This window comes from Sulfuriroseicoccus oceanibius, assembly GCF_010681825.2.
GTDB classification, from domain to species: Bacteria; Verrucomicrobiota; Verrucomicrobiia; order Verrucomicrobiales; family SLCJ01; genus Sulfuriroseicoccus; species Sulfuriroseicoccus oceanibius.
Map to the genome: position 1 here is coordinate 1,576,128 of NZ_CP066776.1, position 13,902 is coordinate 1,590,029.

Genomic DNA, 13,902 nt, shown 5'->3' on the forward strand with positions numbered 1-13,902 from the left:
TGGGTTGATCTAACAAGATGTAAATTCAAAACTGTGGCTGTAATGAAGCTGTGCTTGTTGTCGGGTGGGGGGCTGAGCCTCGACTTCAAGGCATGCAGACACAAAGACGCCGGGATCCTGATGAGGATCCCGGCGTCGGGTAAAAGTTGAACTCTGGAACTTGAGAGAGGGTTAGATCTCCTCGACGGTCACTTCCACCTTTCTCAGCAATACTTCATCGCCGTCCTCGGGTGCGTAGACAATGCCGGGGCGGACCGTGGCTTTGACCTTTGATTGGATTGGGCCTTGGGACTTGGTGGTTTCGGTCGCTGGTGTTTGTTCCAAGGCGTTCCCTGAGTCGTCGACGATGCGGACGCGGCGGCGGAGGCCGAGGTTGAGCTGGGCGCCTGGATCGATGGTTTCGGTGCGAATGTTGTGCCGCTTGTAGAGTTCTTCGAAAGAGGCACGCAGTGTCTTGAGTTGGGTCAGCGCTTCCGATGTCGGATTGTCATCGGATTCGAGGCTGTGGATCATTCCCTCGAGCAGGTCCACGCGCTTGACGACTTCGAACATGACGGGGAGGAACGCGTCGTCCTCGTCATCGACCCGGCTTTGAACTGCGTTGCAGCGATCGCGCAAGCCCTCCACTTTCTCGCGGAGCTTGCGTTTCTCCTGGCCGAGTTCGGCGATGTGGTTGCGCATGTCTTCGAGGGAATCCTGGTAGAGATTGCGCTTTTCGTTCTCTTCCTTCTTGAGTTTGGCGAGCTTGTCTTGAAGTTCGTTGATCTCGGCTTCGGTGTTTTTCTTTGCCTCGATCTGCTCGCGGGATGGCGAGTCTTGCGATGTACGCGGGCCGGACTCGTTCTTCTGAGTTGGAAGTCCGTTGGGCGCTGGTGATCCGGCTTTCTTTGCTGTGGAAGATTTAGGCCAACTGATATCGTCGTTGGACTCCTTCTTCTTTGGTGGGCCCGGGCGCATTGGCACGGGCTTGGTGACGTTGCTGTCGGGAAGCGGCTGGGTGGTGGCTGGTCCCGGCTGCTGGATGGGCGATGCGGAAGGTGTTTGGGCTGCTGAGTTGCCGCGGCGGATGAGTGGTGGTGCCGCCAGTTGAGGTTTGGCGGTCGGGGTGTTGGCGGGTGGTTGCAGCGGATTTGCCTTTGGTGTTGCGGCTTGTGGTGGTCGCAGTGGGCTTGCCTGTGCCGGGTTCGCGGTTGGGACGTGTTGAGGGGTTGCTTGCACCGGAGCCTTGGCGATTTTAGCGATTTTGGCTACGGGGCGGACCTTGGTTGGTTTTTGCTTCGGCACGTCGGTGACGTGAAGGATCAGGTCGAGCTGGCCAAGGGTGATGGTGTCACCATCGGTGAGCTTTTCAGCGGCGACCCGCTGTCCGTTTACTAGCACGCCATGGGTGGAGTCCTGATCTTCGATGAGGAACGAGCCTTCCTCGGATTGGTGAACGATCGCGTGTTTGGCGGAGATGTAACTATTGTTGATGACGAGGTCGCAGGATGGGTCGCGGCCGATCATGGTGGACTTGCTGGAGATCGGAAAGTCGATGTTGTCTCCGCCGGGGATTTGGATCGAGAGGGTCGCCATGGGGATGCTCGCTAAGGTTGGGGGAATGAAACGTGGAGCTGGTGTGGTAGCTAGCCGGAGGTTTCTCTAGTGTTTGCGTCGGATTGCCTATTGTCTAGATTTACCTAGGGGAGTGCAATCAGGAAATTCACAGCTTGTCTGATAGGTACGATCGAGACGTGAGCTGTGGACGTGCCGGATCCGGAGCGCGTTCCGCGATTTGCGGCAGCTGCCGAATGGAGGATTAACCTGCGCAATCGCTGAGCAATCCGTCGAGGTAGCGGGTGATTTGCTCCAAGGCTGCCGAGCTTGGATTGGCTGGCAGGCATTCGAGTTGCTTGCGGGCTGCGCTGAGCAAGTCGTGACCGGTTTGGGTAGCGTTGTTCAGAGCTTCCTTGTAGTCGGCGATTTCCGCCAAGGCGTCGAGGTTGGTGCCGCCGTGGTTGAGCAGGTGGGCGCTAATGGATTCGCGCTTCGCTTCATCGACCGATTCCATCAGGTTGATGATAGGCAAGGTGAGTTTTCCGCGCTCCAGGTCTGTGCCGAGAGTTTTGCCGATTGCTTCTTCTTTGCCGACCAAGTCCACGCAGTCGTCGTAGATCTGGTAAGCGGTGCCGAGCTTCATGCCGTAGTCGTACATGGCGGCAGCGGTTTCGGCGGATGCTCCGGAAAGGACGGCGGCGAGTTCGGTTGCAATGGCAAACAGCGCGCCGGTCTTCATTTCAATGATCCGGAAGTAATTTTCACGGGTCAGATTGAGGTCGAAGCGGCTTTGGGTTTGGATGATTTCGCCGGTGCAGACGTCCCGCGAGGCTTTGCCGATCTTGCGGCAGATCACGAGATCGTCGAAAAGTGTCGCTTCTGTCATCGAGTGCGCGAAGAGACAGTCGCCAAGCAGAACGCTCATCGCGTTGCCCCACTTCGCGTTGGCGGTCGGGGTGTCGCGGCGGGTGTCCGCACCATCGATGATGTCATCGTGGATGAGTGTCGCCAAGTGGATCAATTCCAGGATGACGCCGAGGCGGTGGTGTTCGTGGTGGCAGTTGTCCAGCGCGTTGGCTACGAGGATGGCCAGGGCGGGGCGGATGCGCTTGCCGCTGGTGTCACAGACGTAGGCGAAATAGTCGCGGACTTCGGGTTCGAACAGTTCAGCCTGTGCACGGATGTCCCTTTCGATGACTGAAAGGTGGTCGCTGATCAGTTCGAAGGGGAATGGTGATTGGGGCGCGTGGTTCACAGGCGGCATTGGGGTATCAATAAACTCTCACGGGCTTACCTCAACAGGAAATCGCAACATCGTGGTGGGTTGCGTCTATTAATCGGCGATAGTCTCACTGCGGGGTGCCCATATTGAAGGATTTCATGAGAGGGCGGTTGGTGGGGGGATCTGGATTTTCGAATGCGCGAATTCGTGCATTTTATTGTGAAAACTGGTTGATTGCTGATCTGGGTGGATATATTCACCGCTCACGCTTATGGCTAAGAAAAGTTGGATCGCACGAAACAAGAAGAAGCAGCAGACTGTTGAGAAATACGCAGAACTGCGCGCAAAGCTCATTGAAGAGAAGGATTATGTTGGTCTCAGCATGCTTCCACGCAACGCATCCCCTACTCGGGTGGTGAACCGTTGCCAGCAGACTGGACGTCGTCATGGTCATCTTCGCCGCTTCAAGCTCTCGCGTATTGCTTTCCGTGAGCTTGCTTCGAAGGGGTTGATCCCAGGTGTGACCAAGTCGAGCTGGTAATCCAGTTGCAGTTCCTAAGCCATTAAACATTTTCCGAGCCGGGCCGACCATCATTGTGTCGGTCCGGTTCTTTGTGTTTAAATTGAGGGTTGGTTGAGTGGATTGCTCATCCGCCTGGAGTTTCAAGATGCCGATTTACGAATACATCGCAAGTGATCCTGAGAAGGGGTGCCGCTCGTGCCGCAATGGGTTTGAGTTGAGGCGCCCTGCGGATCGTGAGCCCTTGGAGGTTTGTCCATTGTGCAAGTCGCCGGTGAAGAAAGTGATCAGCAAGATCAATACACCGAAGATTACCAAGCCGATGTCGGTGACCGATGCCAAGAAGGCCGGGTTTACGATTTTGGAGAAGCGGTGCGACGGCAACTACGAGAAGCTCTGATGTTCGCTCTGTGGCGGATGGAGACGGTGCCTGAGTGGCGCTGGTATCTGCCGCCAAATTTACTTGTCCTTGAACGTTTCCATCACTAACTAAGTTGACCTGGACGCGCGGGGGGACGTCCTGACTACCCCGTATTCGATCCGCCAGCCATTCTGTGGACAAACCATCGGTGCGGATCGCCCGATAATGAACGCGACGACATTTTACATCACGAGTAGCGCAACGGATCTGACCATGAATAGTCTGCCGTTGGCCGCATTAGAAGACTGGTACGCATTCGATTGGGGGAACATCGCGCTCCGCTTGGGCGTGTTGCTTTTGTTGCTGGTGCTCAATGCGATCTTCGTCGCCTCTGAGTTTGCGATCGAGAAGATCCGTGGTGTGGGGATTGAGGAGGAGTCTCGTGACGTGGAAGGCGGCGATGGTGGGAATGGCGCTAGCGCAGGCAAAGTCTCGCGGAGGCTTGCATTGGCACGTAGGATTGCCGAGAAGCCTGAGAAGTATCTGTCCGTGACTCGGATGGGAATGACGACGTCCACAATGGCCATCGGGGTGCTGACGGTGCCGATGGTGGTGGAGCCGGTGATGGGCGTGCTGGAAATGTTGGGCTGGGCTACTGCGGACGAGCAGATGGCGCCGCTGTTTGGTGGCGTGGTCGCTTTGTTGATGGTGCTGAGTGGCTTGGTGGTATTTGGTGAGTTGGTGCCGAAGTCGATCGGTATTCGGAATCCGCAGGGCACCGTGTTGCAATGTGGATGGATTTTGTTGGTGTTCAGGCGGCTGCTTTACCCTGCGAGCTTTGTGCTTGAGCAGGTGGCGGCGGCGGTTCTGCGTGCGGTTGGTGTTCGTCCGGTGAAAGAGGGCGACGTCGTGCACAGCTCTGAGGAGTTGCAGAGCCTGATTCATGCCTCTGGGCAGGATACGGATGTGACCGAGACAGAGCGGGAGATTGTGGTCAATGCGCTGGAGCTGAGTGATCTCTGTGCGCGTGATATCATGACGCCGCGCAGTGAGGTAGTGGCGTTGGACATGGACCTGCCATTCGAGGAGAAGCTGCAGTTGGCGATTGAATCGCGTCACACCCGCTTCCCGGTGGTTCGTGGGCATCTCGACTCCGCGATGGGAATGGTGCACATCAAGGACATGCTCAAGCTCGCGGCGGCCCGTTCAGGGTTGGTTGAGTTGGTGGAGGATGATCCGGTCAATAATCTGGTGGATATCATGCGCCCGTTGTTGCCTGTGCCTGAAAAGATCAAGCTCGACCGCTTGCTGGAGTTCTTCCTCAAAGAACATGCGCACCTGGCAATGGTAGTGGATGAGTTTGGTGGGACGGTCGGGGTCGTGTTCCTCGACGATGTGATTGCCGAGTTGGTCGGGGATATTCACGACGAGTTCGACGAGGAGGTCGATGAGTTTGTGAAGATCAGTGATGATGAGTTTCTGGCGGACGCAGCGCTCGGGCTGTACGAGCTTGCGGACGTGACGGATTTGGTGCTCAACAACGACCAGGTTTCCACCATTGGTGGTTACGTCACCGACCTTCTGGGGCGGGTGCCGTCCAAAGGCGAGAAGATCGCGGTGGAAGACTTCATGGTCACGGTGACGCGGGCGGACGATCGGAGGATTCGGCAGTTGCACTTCAAGCGCGCCTTGCCTGACGAGGCTGCATTGCTTGATACCCGCAGTTGATCTCTGAGGCCACCGAGAGATTTCCGGTGGCGGTAACGCGGGATTGCGGCGATGATGGGGCGTTATGGCTGAATCGTCGATGATCCTCAATTCCCCACTCGATATGCACCTCCACTTGCGGGATGGTGAAATGCTCGGACAGGTCGGAAAGCTCTCCGCTGAATCGTTCTCCGGCGCGGTGATCATGCCCAATCTGGTGCCACCTGTCGATCGCCTCGATATGGTTCATGACTACCGCGGGCGCATTGAGTCTGCGATTGGTGATCATGTTTTTGATCCGTTCATGACGCTCTTTTTCCGCGAGTATTCGATGGAGGAGCTGGAGGCTGCCAAGCCGCATATTATTGGGATCAAGTTGTACCCTGCGGGGGCAACCACCAACTCCGAGGCAGGAGTGAAGGCGATTGATGCCGCGGAACCAACGATCCGCCGGATGGAAGAGCTTGGTATTCCTTTGCTCATCCATGGCGAGACCCACGGATTTGTGATGGACCGGGAAAAAGAGTTCCTTGAGATCTACCGTCACTTGGCAACGACCTTCCCGAAACTCCGCATCACAATGGAGCATATCACCACGGCGGATGCGGTGAAGTTGCTCGACGAGTACGAGAACCTTTTCGCCACCGTGACGTTGCAGCACTTGCTCATCACGCTGGATGACGTGGCGGGCGGTATGCTCAACCCACACCTTTTCTGCAAGCCGATTGCCAAGCGTCCGGAGGACCGAGCGGCACTACTTGATGCTGCGCTGAAGGCTCATCCGAAGCTGATGTTCGGTAGTGATTCAGCGCCTCACCCTCGTCATAAGAAAGAGTGCTGTGGCTGTGCGGCGGGTGTTTTCACGGCGCCGATTGCACTTCAGGTGTTGGCGGACTTGTTCACGAAAAATGGCTGCGCGGAGAACCTGCAGGCTTTCATTTCTGACAACGCGCAGCGTATCTATGGAGTCACCCCGCCGGCGAAGAAGGTGAAGCTGGTGCAGCGTCCATTCGACGTGCCGGCAACCTATGGTGATGTCGACCCTGTGGTGCCGATGTACGCGGGTGAGACCATTGCGTGGTCGATCGAGTCGATCGACGCGTAGGCATTTGCTCAAGGGTAAAAAAACGGGCGCTCCGGAAATCTCCGGAGCGCCCGTTTTTGGTTCAAGGTCTTAAGATCTCGCGGCCATGATCTCGCGGACGATCTTCTGCATCTCCGCCTCGTTCTCTTCAAGTGACCGGGCCAGGGCGAACTGCGTACGGCAGCGCTCAAGGTTGTGGTCTTTGCGCTTGGCTCCGAAATAGGGGTCGCCGAGGATGTGGTCGGTCAGGAAGCGGATGCCGACTTCGAAGGTGAGGAGGCGTCCTGAGAAGGGCATTTGCTCAAGCTCGTCCGGGGTCAGGATGTCTGCGGTTTCCTCGAGGAAACCCTCGGCCAGTGCCCGGAACATGGGGAGGCGCACATATTGGTTTGAGGTGTCGCGGTCGTTTTCGTGACCGGGAGAGACGCAGGTTCGCACCAAGTCGCCGAAATCATAAAGAGTGAGACCCGGCATGATGGTGTCGAGGTCCACTACACAGAGCCCTTTACCGGTTTTGTCGCAGAGCAAGACATTGCCGAGTTTGGTGTCGTTGTGAGTGATGCGTTCTGGGATGAGCCCCTGCTTGTGCAGTTCGATGAGGCGCGAAACCATCGGTTTTTGGGAGATGGCGAACTCGATCTCCGGGCCTGCGTCGGCAACGCGGCCAAGTGGATCTTGTTGAATGGCTTTCTCAAGAGCTTCGAAGCGCTTTGGGGTGTTGTGGAAGTCTGGGATGGTCTCTGCCAGTCGGTCGCCTGGGAGGTCGGCAAGGAGCGACTGGAACTCACCGAACTTACGTGCGGCTTCGAATGCTTGTGCTTCCGTGTCGACGACGTCGAAGCTGGTTGAAAACTCGATAAAGTGATAGCCGCGCCAGTAGTTGCCGTCTTCGTCGCGGATCAGTGCGTTGTTGGTGTCGGCTTCGCGAAGGAGCGTCAGGGCGCGTCGGTCGAGGTCGTCGATGCCGGCTTCTGTCAGCTTGTTGTGAATGTGCGTGCAAACCCGCTCGACGTTGTCCATCAGGCTCACGGGATCCTTGAAGACCTCGTGGTTGATGCGTTGGAAAATGTAGCGCTTGTAATAGCCGTCGTTTTCGAATGTGGCGACGAGGGTGTCATTGATCAGCCCGTTGCCGAATGATCCGCCCTCGACCAGTGAGCCAGGGATGGCAAAGCGGTCTGCCAGCATTTGGATGTCGTAGATGGATTCCGTGAGGTTGAGAGGCTTCATGGCTTTTTTAGAAAAGGCGGTCAGAGGCATGGCTAGAAACGATTGATGGGGGAGGGTTTGAATTATCCCGCTGTGCGGGATGAGCCGCGGAGATCGGGTTCGCTGAATCGCGGAAGCAGGGAGGGTGCCATGTTTCCTTGCTCGCTTGTGGCCGGTGAGGTGGACAGCGGGCTTGAATTCTGAAGGGCGAGGGTGATCTGAGGCATTGAAAAGGCGGTGATTGTATGAAAAGGGCTTGGTCTGACAAACATTTCCCAACCTAACTTTTAGGGGGGGGCGGGGTCGGGGTGATGCGCGTGCGACGTTTGTCGTTGCCGTAGAGCATGTCATGCAGGTTTTGGCAACGCTTGCCATTGGCGATCCAGGTTTCCACGCCATTCTCAACGGCTCGGCGTGCCGCATCGAGTTTGCTGGCCATGCCGCCAACCGAGAGCCGGCCCTTTTCATCTTTAACGTGACTGAGAGCGGCGGTGAAATCGGAAATCTCCTCGATCGTCGACGATTCGCCATTTGGACCGGTAGCCAGCAGGCCGTCGACGGAGGTGAGCAGCACGAGCTTGTCCGCATGCCCCAGCGTGGCGATCACCGCTGAGAGGGTGTCGTTGTCCCCGTAGCGCAGTTCTTCAACGGCAACTGTGTCGTTCTCGTTGATGATGGGGATGACGTTCGGGCGGGCGACGAGAGCTTCCAGCGTGCGCATCACCCGCTCGCGCCTGCCGTCAGACTCCAGATCCGAGTACGTAAGCAGCATCTGACCCGCGGTGAGTCCGTGGGTGCCGAGGTGCTTGTTGTAGATCTGCATCAGTCGCGCCTGGCCAATGGCGGCCAATGACTGTAGTTCCGCGACATCAGTAGGGCGGGTGTCGATAGCGAGTTCGCTCAATGCGGTGCCGACCGCGCCACTGGATACGAGGATGATCTCATGGCCGCTGGCGGCCAGTGTGGCGAGGGTGTCGGCGAGGCGTGCGACAATAGGTTCGTCGATACCGATCCCGGCGTCGCGGGTCAGTACGCCGGTACCAATTTTGATCACAATGCGCTCGCTCATAGCTGACTGCAGATAAGCTCTCTTATTCTAGCGAGAGTGTGGAACCATACAGTGATTGACCTTCGGTGCAAAAAAAAGAATCACCCCGACTGCAGGATCCCTGATTGGATGGGGAGTGCGGTCGGGGTGATCGATGAGAGAGGATCTGACGGGCGGGATTAGACCTCGCTGGTCGGGATCTGGCTGACGAACTCGCGGGCGGATTCTGCCAGCGGGGTCGAGAGGTAGCGCTCGGTGCCCGAGGCCCCGATCACCACGATCTTCTTGCCTTTGAATTCAGGGCGCTTGGCGATCTCAAGTGCGGCGTAAACGGTCGCACCTGTCGAGATGCCTGCTGGGATACCTTCGGTGGCGGTCAGTGTGGCCGCGGTTGCGAAGGCATCTTCGTTGGACACCTGGAAGACCTCGTCGAGGATTTCGGTGTTGAGGTTGCCTGGGATGAATCCCGCACCGATGCCCTGGATCTTGTGTGGACCTGGGGCGCCACCGGAGATGACCGGGCTGTCCTTTGGCTCGACTGCCACGGTGTGGAGTTCCTTGCGGCCTTTGATCACTTCGGACACGCCGGTGATGGTGCCGCCGGTGCCAACGCCTGCAATGAACACGTCGATGTCGCCGCCGGTCGCTTCCCAGATCTCTTCCGCGGTGGTCTCGCGGTGAACTTGTGGGTTGGCTGGGTTGTCGAACTGGCTAGGGACAAATGCCTTCTCGCCGTACTCCTCTGCGAGAGCCTTGGCCTTGGCGATGGCTCCACCCATGCCTTTCGGCCCTGGAGTGAGCACGAGTTCAGCACCGAGCATGTGTAGCAGCACGCGGCGCTCGATCGACATGGTCTCAGGCATGACGAGGATGCAGCGGTAGCCCTTGGCACGTGCGACGAATGCGATAGCGATGCCTGTGTTGCCAGAGGTTGGCTCGATGATGATGCTGTCGGAGTGCAGTTTCCCTTCGCGCTCGGCGGTTTCGATCATGGCCTTGCCGATGCGGTCCTTGACGCTGTTGAGCGGGTTGCGGGCTTCCATTTTGAGGAAGACCTCTGCGCCGTCTGCGGCAGGGAGCTGGCTGAGTTTGATCAGTGGGGTGTTGCCGATGGCGTCGACCAATGAATTGCTGATGGTAGCTGACATGGTATTGGGTGGTTCAGTGTTGGTTTGGTTAGATTTGGAAGTCTGAGACGTTGGAGTCAAGGTGGAGTCCGCATTCGCGGCCGTTGCCGTGGTTGCGGGTGTCCTCTTGGCTCATTCCTTCTTCAAGTTTGCGTGTGGAGTGCCAATCGCCGATTGAGACGAATCCACGCGCGACGAGCGGATGCTGCGGAAGCTGGTGGGTATCGATGTAGTCTGCGATTTCCTCATCCGTCCAATCCAGGATTGGATAGATTTTGGTGGTGGCTTTCTGCTTTTCGATGAACGTGCGCTGTGCCCGGTCTTTGGACTGCGCGTGGCGCACTCCGCTGATCCAGGCTTTGGCGCCCAGCTCTTTGATTGCCCGGTTGAGCGGCTCAACCTTGCGGATCAGTCCGTATTGTTTGGCCTGATCCTCGCCGAGTTCCCACAGCCTGCCGATGGTGCTTTCCATCCGTGCCGGTGTCATTGGCGACGAGTAGAACTTCACCTCAAGGCCGAGCTCACGCTGGAGGGTCTCGGCGTACTGGTAGGTTTCAGGGAAAAGGTAGCCGGTGTCAACGCACACAACCGGGACATCCGGAGCGTGTTGGCTGAGCAAGTGCAGCAGCACCACCGCCTGGGCCCCGAAGCTGGTGGTCGCCACCACTTCGCCGTCCCATTGGCGGGCGACGTAGCGGATGCGCTCCACGATGTCCATCGCGGCGAATGTCTCGTTAGAGACTTCCGTGGAGGCGAGGGCTTCGTTGGATGTGAGTGGATCTGCCATAGTGATGGTTATTTGGCCACGACGTCGGGGCGCAGGTTGGCGTGGAAATCGCTGCCCTGCACGGTGGCGGTAATGTAATCTTTGCGGATGACGAAGTCGCCGAAGCGCTCGCCTTCGTTGCGGTTCTGGGCGTAGTCCAGAATGATCGGGCGCAGGGTGTCTACGATCTCGCTGTCCTTGATGTCCTGACGGTAGAGTTTGTTGAGGCGGTTGCCGGAGAATCCTCCACCGAGGTACAGATTGTAGCGGCCTGGTCCACGTCCGACGAAACCGATCTCGGCCAGGAATGGGCGGGCGCAGCCGTTAGGGCAGCCGGTCATGCGGATGGTGATCGCGTCTTCAGCGAGTCCAGCTTCCTCGACCACGTCGTCGATCTGGGAAATCAGATCCGGCAGGTAACGCTCGGCTTCAGCCAATGCGAGGCCGCAGGTTGGCAGTGCCACACAGGCCATTGAGTTCAATCGCAGGGCGGTGCGCTCGAAGGTCGCATCGATCTGGTACTCCTTGAGAAGTGCTTCGATCTCGGACTTCTTCTCAGGCGTCACGCGGGCGATCTGCAGGTTCTGGTTGGCGGTCAGGCGGAAGTCACCGGTGTGGACCTTGGCGATTTCACGCAGCGCGGTGCGCAGGCGGAAGTCTCCTTTGTCCAGCACGCGGCCGCCTTGAACGAAGAGCGTGTGGTGCCAGTTGCCGTCCTCGTCTTCAACCCATCCGTAACGGTCGCCATTGTCTTCGAATGCGAACTCTCGCTCTTCACCCAGCTTGTAACCGAGTCGCTGTTCGACCTGGTCGCGGAACCAGTCGAGGCCGCGGTCTTCAATGGTGTACTTGAGGCGGGCGTGGGCGCGCACTTTGCGGTCGCCGAAGTCGCGCTGTACGGAGACCACAGCTTCAGCCACAGCCACGGCTTGTTCCGGCGTGCAGAATCCGAGCACTTCGGCCAAGCGTGGGAATGTGTCGGTGTTGCCGTGGGTCGAGCCCATGCCTCCGCCAACGGTCACGTTGTAACCGACGAGCTTGTCGTCTTCGATGATGGCGATGAATCCGAGGTCGTGGGCGTAAATGTCCACGTCGTTGCTAGGTGGAACTGCCACCACGATCTTGAACTTACGCGGCAGGTAGGTCTTGCCGTAAATCGGCTCCACCTCGTCACCCGAGTCGCCAATGATGGGCTCCGGCTCCTGGGTCACCTTGAACTTCTCACCAGCCTCGTCGCTCAGCCAGATCTCATGGTAAGCCGGGGTCTTCGGGGTGAGGTGGTCGGAAATCTGCTTCGACAACTCGAGGACCGCTGCGTGGTGCTTGCTCTGGTATGGGTTCGGGTTGCACATCACGTTGCGGTTCACGTCGCCGCAGGCAGCGATCGTGTCGAGCAACGACAAATTGATGTCTTCAATTGTCTGCTTGAGGTTGCTCTTGATCACACCGTGGAACTGATACGCCTGGCGTGTGGTCAGCTTGATGGTGCCGTTGGCGTAGGTGTCCGAGATCTCATCCATCGCGAGCCACTGCTCCGGTGTGGTCACACCACCTGGCACGCGAACGCGGATCATGAACGAGTAGGCCGGCTCCAACTTGTGGGCACGGCGGTTCTTGCGCAGGTCGCGGTCGTCCTGCATGTACGATCCGTGGAACTTGAGCAGCTGACCTTCGTCTGCGCTGATCGAGCCGGTCGACGCATTGGCCAGACTCTCGATCAACGTGCCTTTGAGGTAGTTGCTGCCCACTTTGAGCGGTTCGTTCTTCGACAGATTCTCAACAGGAGCCGAGCGGGTGTGGTCTTCGTTCTGAGTAGCGGTAGCCATGATGAATTACGCGGGGTGGGAGAGTTGCAAAAGTTTAAATATTAGTAAACTGGTGAGGAATCTAAGGATTAAGTTTCTCTTTGCAAGCTGAAATCTGCGCATTTCGTTCGCAACGTGCTGGATGCCTTGTTTTTCCTTGATTTCCAGGTCTTCGATAAATGCGGTTGCAGTTGGTTGGGGTTCTCTGGCATGCTCACTGGGTGCGTTTAAACCTGACAAGAAGGCTGAGGATTACTTCTTTGCTGCGTTCGTTGTTGATTGCCTGCGGGCTTTCTGCTGTGGCGGTGCAGGCATCCGAGGTGCGCACATGGATGGATGTTCGCGGGCGCAGCTTGGTCGCCGAGGTCGTGTCGATTGAGGGCGATACTGTGGTGTTGCGGCGAGATCGTGACCGGCAGGATGTCCGCATGCGGTTGGCGGATTTATCCGCTACGGACCGCAATTGGTTGATTCTATGGCAGAAGGACCAAGAGGGAGGGGATACGACCAACGGTGTCGAGCAATCGCTCAACGGGAGTTGGCCGGGGCGCATGGCTTTTCCTCGTAGCGTTCAGGTCGAGACCGACAAATCATACGAAAGGGCGGGGCGAACCTTCTATTGCTGGTACTCGGACAACTTCCGCTTTGTGTGTGACGAGCAATTGGATGCTTCCGTGGTAGCCATGATGGCACGGATGTTCGAGGGAACTCACGCGGTATGCGAGGCGTTGCCGCTCGGGTTGCGCCCTCACCAGCTCAAGCAGCAGCGGCGTACCCGTTATCCGATTTTACTCTTCAGTACCAAGCGTGAGTATCTGGCTGCCGGTGGGGCCGCGGGCAGCTCGGGTAGCTACGACACTGGGCGTGACACCTGTCTGGTTCCGCTGGAATCGATCGGCGTGCGGAAGGCTGGAAGACGCTATGTCATGGACTCTGGCGGAGAACATTCCACTTTGGTGCATGAAATCACCCACCAATTGACGGGAACTTTGCTCGACGGCAACCCATGGTTCCGTGAGGGGCTGGCCGAGTATGTCGCGGTGATTCCCCAGCGTACATCGAGCTTTGACTTGCGGGGGATTGAGAGGTCGATCGTGGAATATCTGACCCGTGTTCCGGGCAGGGGACAGGCGGGGCGTTCGATGCGAACTGTGTTCACGCTGCCGTCGATGGAGTCGTTTTTGCAGATGGATCAGGGAGCCTTTATCGGGATGAGCTTGCAGGACGAGGATGCCGCTGAACAAGTCAACACCCACTATGCGGGTGCGTTGATGTGGTTTTGCTACTTTGCCCACGATGCCGAGCGCGGTGATGGTGAGCCTTTGAAACGTTATGCGAGGGTAGTCCTGCGGGGAGGCAGCTCTGAGGAGGCGAATGAAGCCTTGTTGGGTGCCCGCGACTTTGACTATCACGAGCGCATGTTTTCCATGGTGTGGAAGAGGCGCGGCTTGGATGTGAAGTTCGCCGATTAGCTGATGGCGGAGTTTTCACCATGAAGCTAGGCGCGATCATGACTG

At 57.7% G+C, this 13,902-nt stretch carries 12 protein-coding genes; 5 read left to right on the top strand and 7 right to left on the bottom strand.

The window, feature by feature from the left end; genetic code table 11:
- Nucleotides 1-171: 171 nt before the first annotated feature.
- On the bottom strand, nt 172-1,575 hold the full coding sequence (locus tag G3M56_RS06275) for an FHA domain-containing protein (RefSeq protein WP_164362941.1): 1,404 nt from the start codon (nt 1,573-1,575) through the stop codon (nt 172-174).
- 223 nt (nt 1,576-1,798) lie between these two features.
- Complete coding sequence (locus tag G3M56_RS06280; RefSeq protein WP_235203620.1) at nt 1,799-2,791, bottom strand: polyprenyl synthetase family protein; 993 nt, start codon at nt 2,789-2,791, stop codon at nt 1,799-1,801.
- A gap of 238 nt (nt 2,792-3,029) precedes the next feature.
- Between G3M56_RS06280 and rpsN the strand changes: the two genes are divergently transcribed.
- From rpsN to pyrC, 4 genes are all read left to right on the top strand, one after another.
- The gene (rpsN, locus tag G3M56_RS06285; RefSeq protein WP_164362945.1) at nt 3,030-3,299 is read left to right on the top strand and encodes a 30S ribosomal protein S14; all 270 of its coding nucleotides are present in this window, start codon (nt 3,030-3,032) and stop codon (nt 3,297-3,299) included.
- Nucleotides 3,300-3,426: 127 nt separating this feature from the next.
- Nucleotides 3,427-3,678, top strand: coding sequence for an FmdB family zinc ribbon protein (locus G3M56_RS06290; protein ID WP_164362947.1), 252 nt, complete (start codon nt 3,427-3,429; stop codon nt 3,676-3,678).
- Nucleotides 3,679-3,912: 234 nt separating this feature from the next.
- Entirely contained in the window at nt 3,913-5,367 is a 1,455-nt protein-coding gene (locus G3M56_RS06295) for a hemolysin family protein (RefSeq protein WP_164362949.1), read from the top strand.
- Nucleotides 5,368-5,431: 64 nt separating this feature from the next.
- Nucleotides 5,432-6,451 carry a dihydroorotase gene (gene pyrC, locus G3M56_RS06300; protein ID WP_164362951.1) on the top strand — a complete coding sequence of 340 codons (1,020 nt, stop codon included), beginning with the start codon at nt 5,432-5,434 and terminating at the stop codon, nt 6,449-6,451.
- Nucleotides 6,452-6,520: 69 nt separating this feature from the next.
- Here the strand turns inward: pyrC and G3M56_RS06305 are convergent, their stop codons facing one another.
- The 5 genes from G3M56_RS06305 to G3M56_RS06325 all read right to left on the bottom strand — a co-directional run bounded on the left by G3M56_RS06305 (nt 6,521) and on the right by G3M56_RS06325 (nt 12,406).
- Nucleotides 6,521-7,660 (bottom strand): phosphotransferase, encoded by a 1,140-nt coding sequence (locus G3M56_RS06305; RefSeq protein WP_235203621.1) that lies wholly within the window; start codon nt 7,658-7,660, stop codon nt 6,521-6,523.
- 259 nt (nt 7,661-7,919) lie between these two features.
- Nucleotides 7,920-8,708 carry a glutamate 5-kinase gene (gene proB / locus G3M56_RS06310; protein WP_164362955.1) on the bottom strand — a complete coding sequence of 263 codons (789 nt, stop codon included), beginning with the start codon at nt 8,706-8,708 and terminating at the stop codon, nt 7,920-7,922.
- Between the two features lie 158 nt (nt 8,709-8,866).
- A complete protein-coding gene (gene cysK / locus G3M56_RS06315) occupies nt 8,867-9,835 on the bottom strand; it encodes a cysteine synthase A (protein WP_164362956.1) in 969 nt (322 codons plus the stop codon).
- 28 nt (nt 9,836-9,863) lie between these two features.
- Nucleotides 9,864-10,601, bottom strand: a complete 738-nt coding sequence (locus G3M56_RS06320; RefSeq protein WP_164362958.1) for a phosphoadenylyl-sulfate reductase — start codon at nt 10,599-10,601, stop codon at nt 9,864-9,866.
- Nucleotides 10,602-10,609: 8 nt separating this feature from the next.
- Nucleotides 10,610-12,406, bottom strand: coding sequence for an NADPH-dependent assimilatory sulfite reductase hemoprotein subunit (locus tag G3M56_RS06325; protein ID WP_164362960.1), 1,797 nt, complete (start codon nt 12,404-12,406; stop codon nt 10,610-10,612).
- A 239-nt stretch (nt 12,407-12,645) separates the two neighbouring features.
- On the opposite strand from G3M56_RS06325, the gene G3M56_RS06330 reads away from it, so the two are divergent.
- Entirely contained in the window at nt 12,646-13,857 is a 1,212-nt protein-coding gene (locus tag G3M56_RS06330; protein WP_164362962.1) for a hypothetical protein, read from the top strand.
- Nucleotides 13,858-13,902: the final 45 nt, after the last annotated feature.

Bases quoted from the DNA above. Each gene is read 5' to 3' on its own strand.
- rpsN (WP_164362945.1), top strand. From the start codon at position 3,030: ATGGCTAAGAAAAGTTGGATCGCACGAAACAAGAAGAAGCAGCAGACT.
- cysK (WP_164362956.1), bottom strand. From the start codon at position 9,835: ATGTCAGCTACCATCAGCAATTCATTGGTCGACGCCATCGGCAACACC.
- G3M56_RS06325 (WP_164362960.1), bottom strand. From the start codon at position 12,406: ATGGCTACCGCTACTCAGAACGAAGACCACACCCGCTCGGCTCCTGTT.
- G3M56_RS06290 (WP_164362947.1), top strand. From the start codon at position 3,427: ATGCCGATTTACGAATACATCGCAAGTGATCCTGAGAAGGGGTGCCGC.
- G3M56_RS06275 (WP_164362941.1), bottom strand. From the start codon at position 1,575: ATGGCGACCCTCTCGATCCAAATCCCCGGCGGAGACAACATCGACTTT.
- proB (WP_164362955.1), bottom strand. From the start codon at position 8,708: ATGAGCGAGCGCATTGTGATCAAAATTGGTACCGGCGTACTGACCCGC.
- pyrC (WP_164362951.1), top strand. From the start codon at position 5,432: ATGGCTGAATCGTCGATGATCCTCAATTCCCCACTCGATATGCACCTC.
- G3M56_RS06295 (WP_164362949.1), top strand. From the start codon at position 3,913: ATGAATAGTCTGCCGTTGGCCGCATTAGAAGACTGGTACGCATTCGAT.
- G3M56_RS06320 (WP_164362958.1), bottom strand. From the start codon at position 10,601: ATGGCAGATCCACTCACATCCAACGAAGCCCTCGCCTCCACGGAAGTC.
- G3M56_RS06305 (WP_235203621.1), bottom strand. From the start codon at position 7,660: ATGAAGCCTCTCAACCTCACGGAATCCATCTACGACATCCAAATGCTG.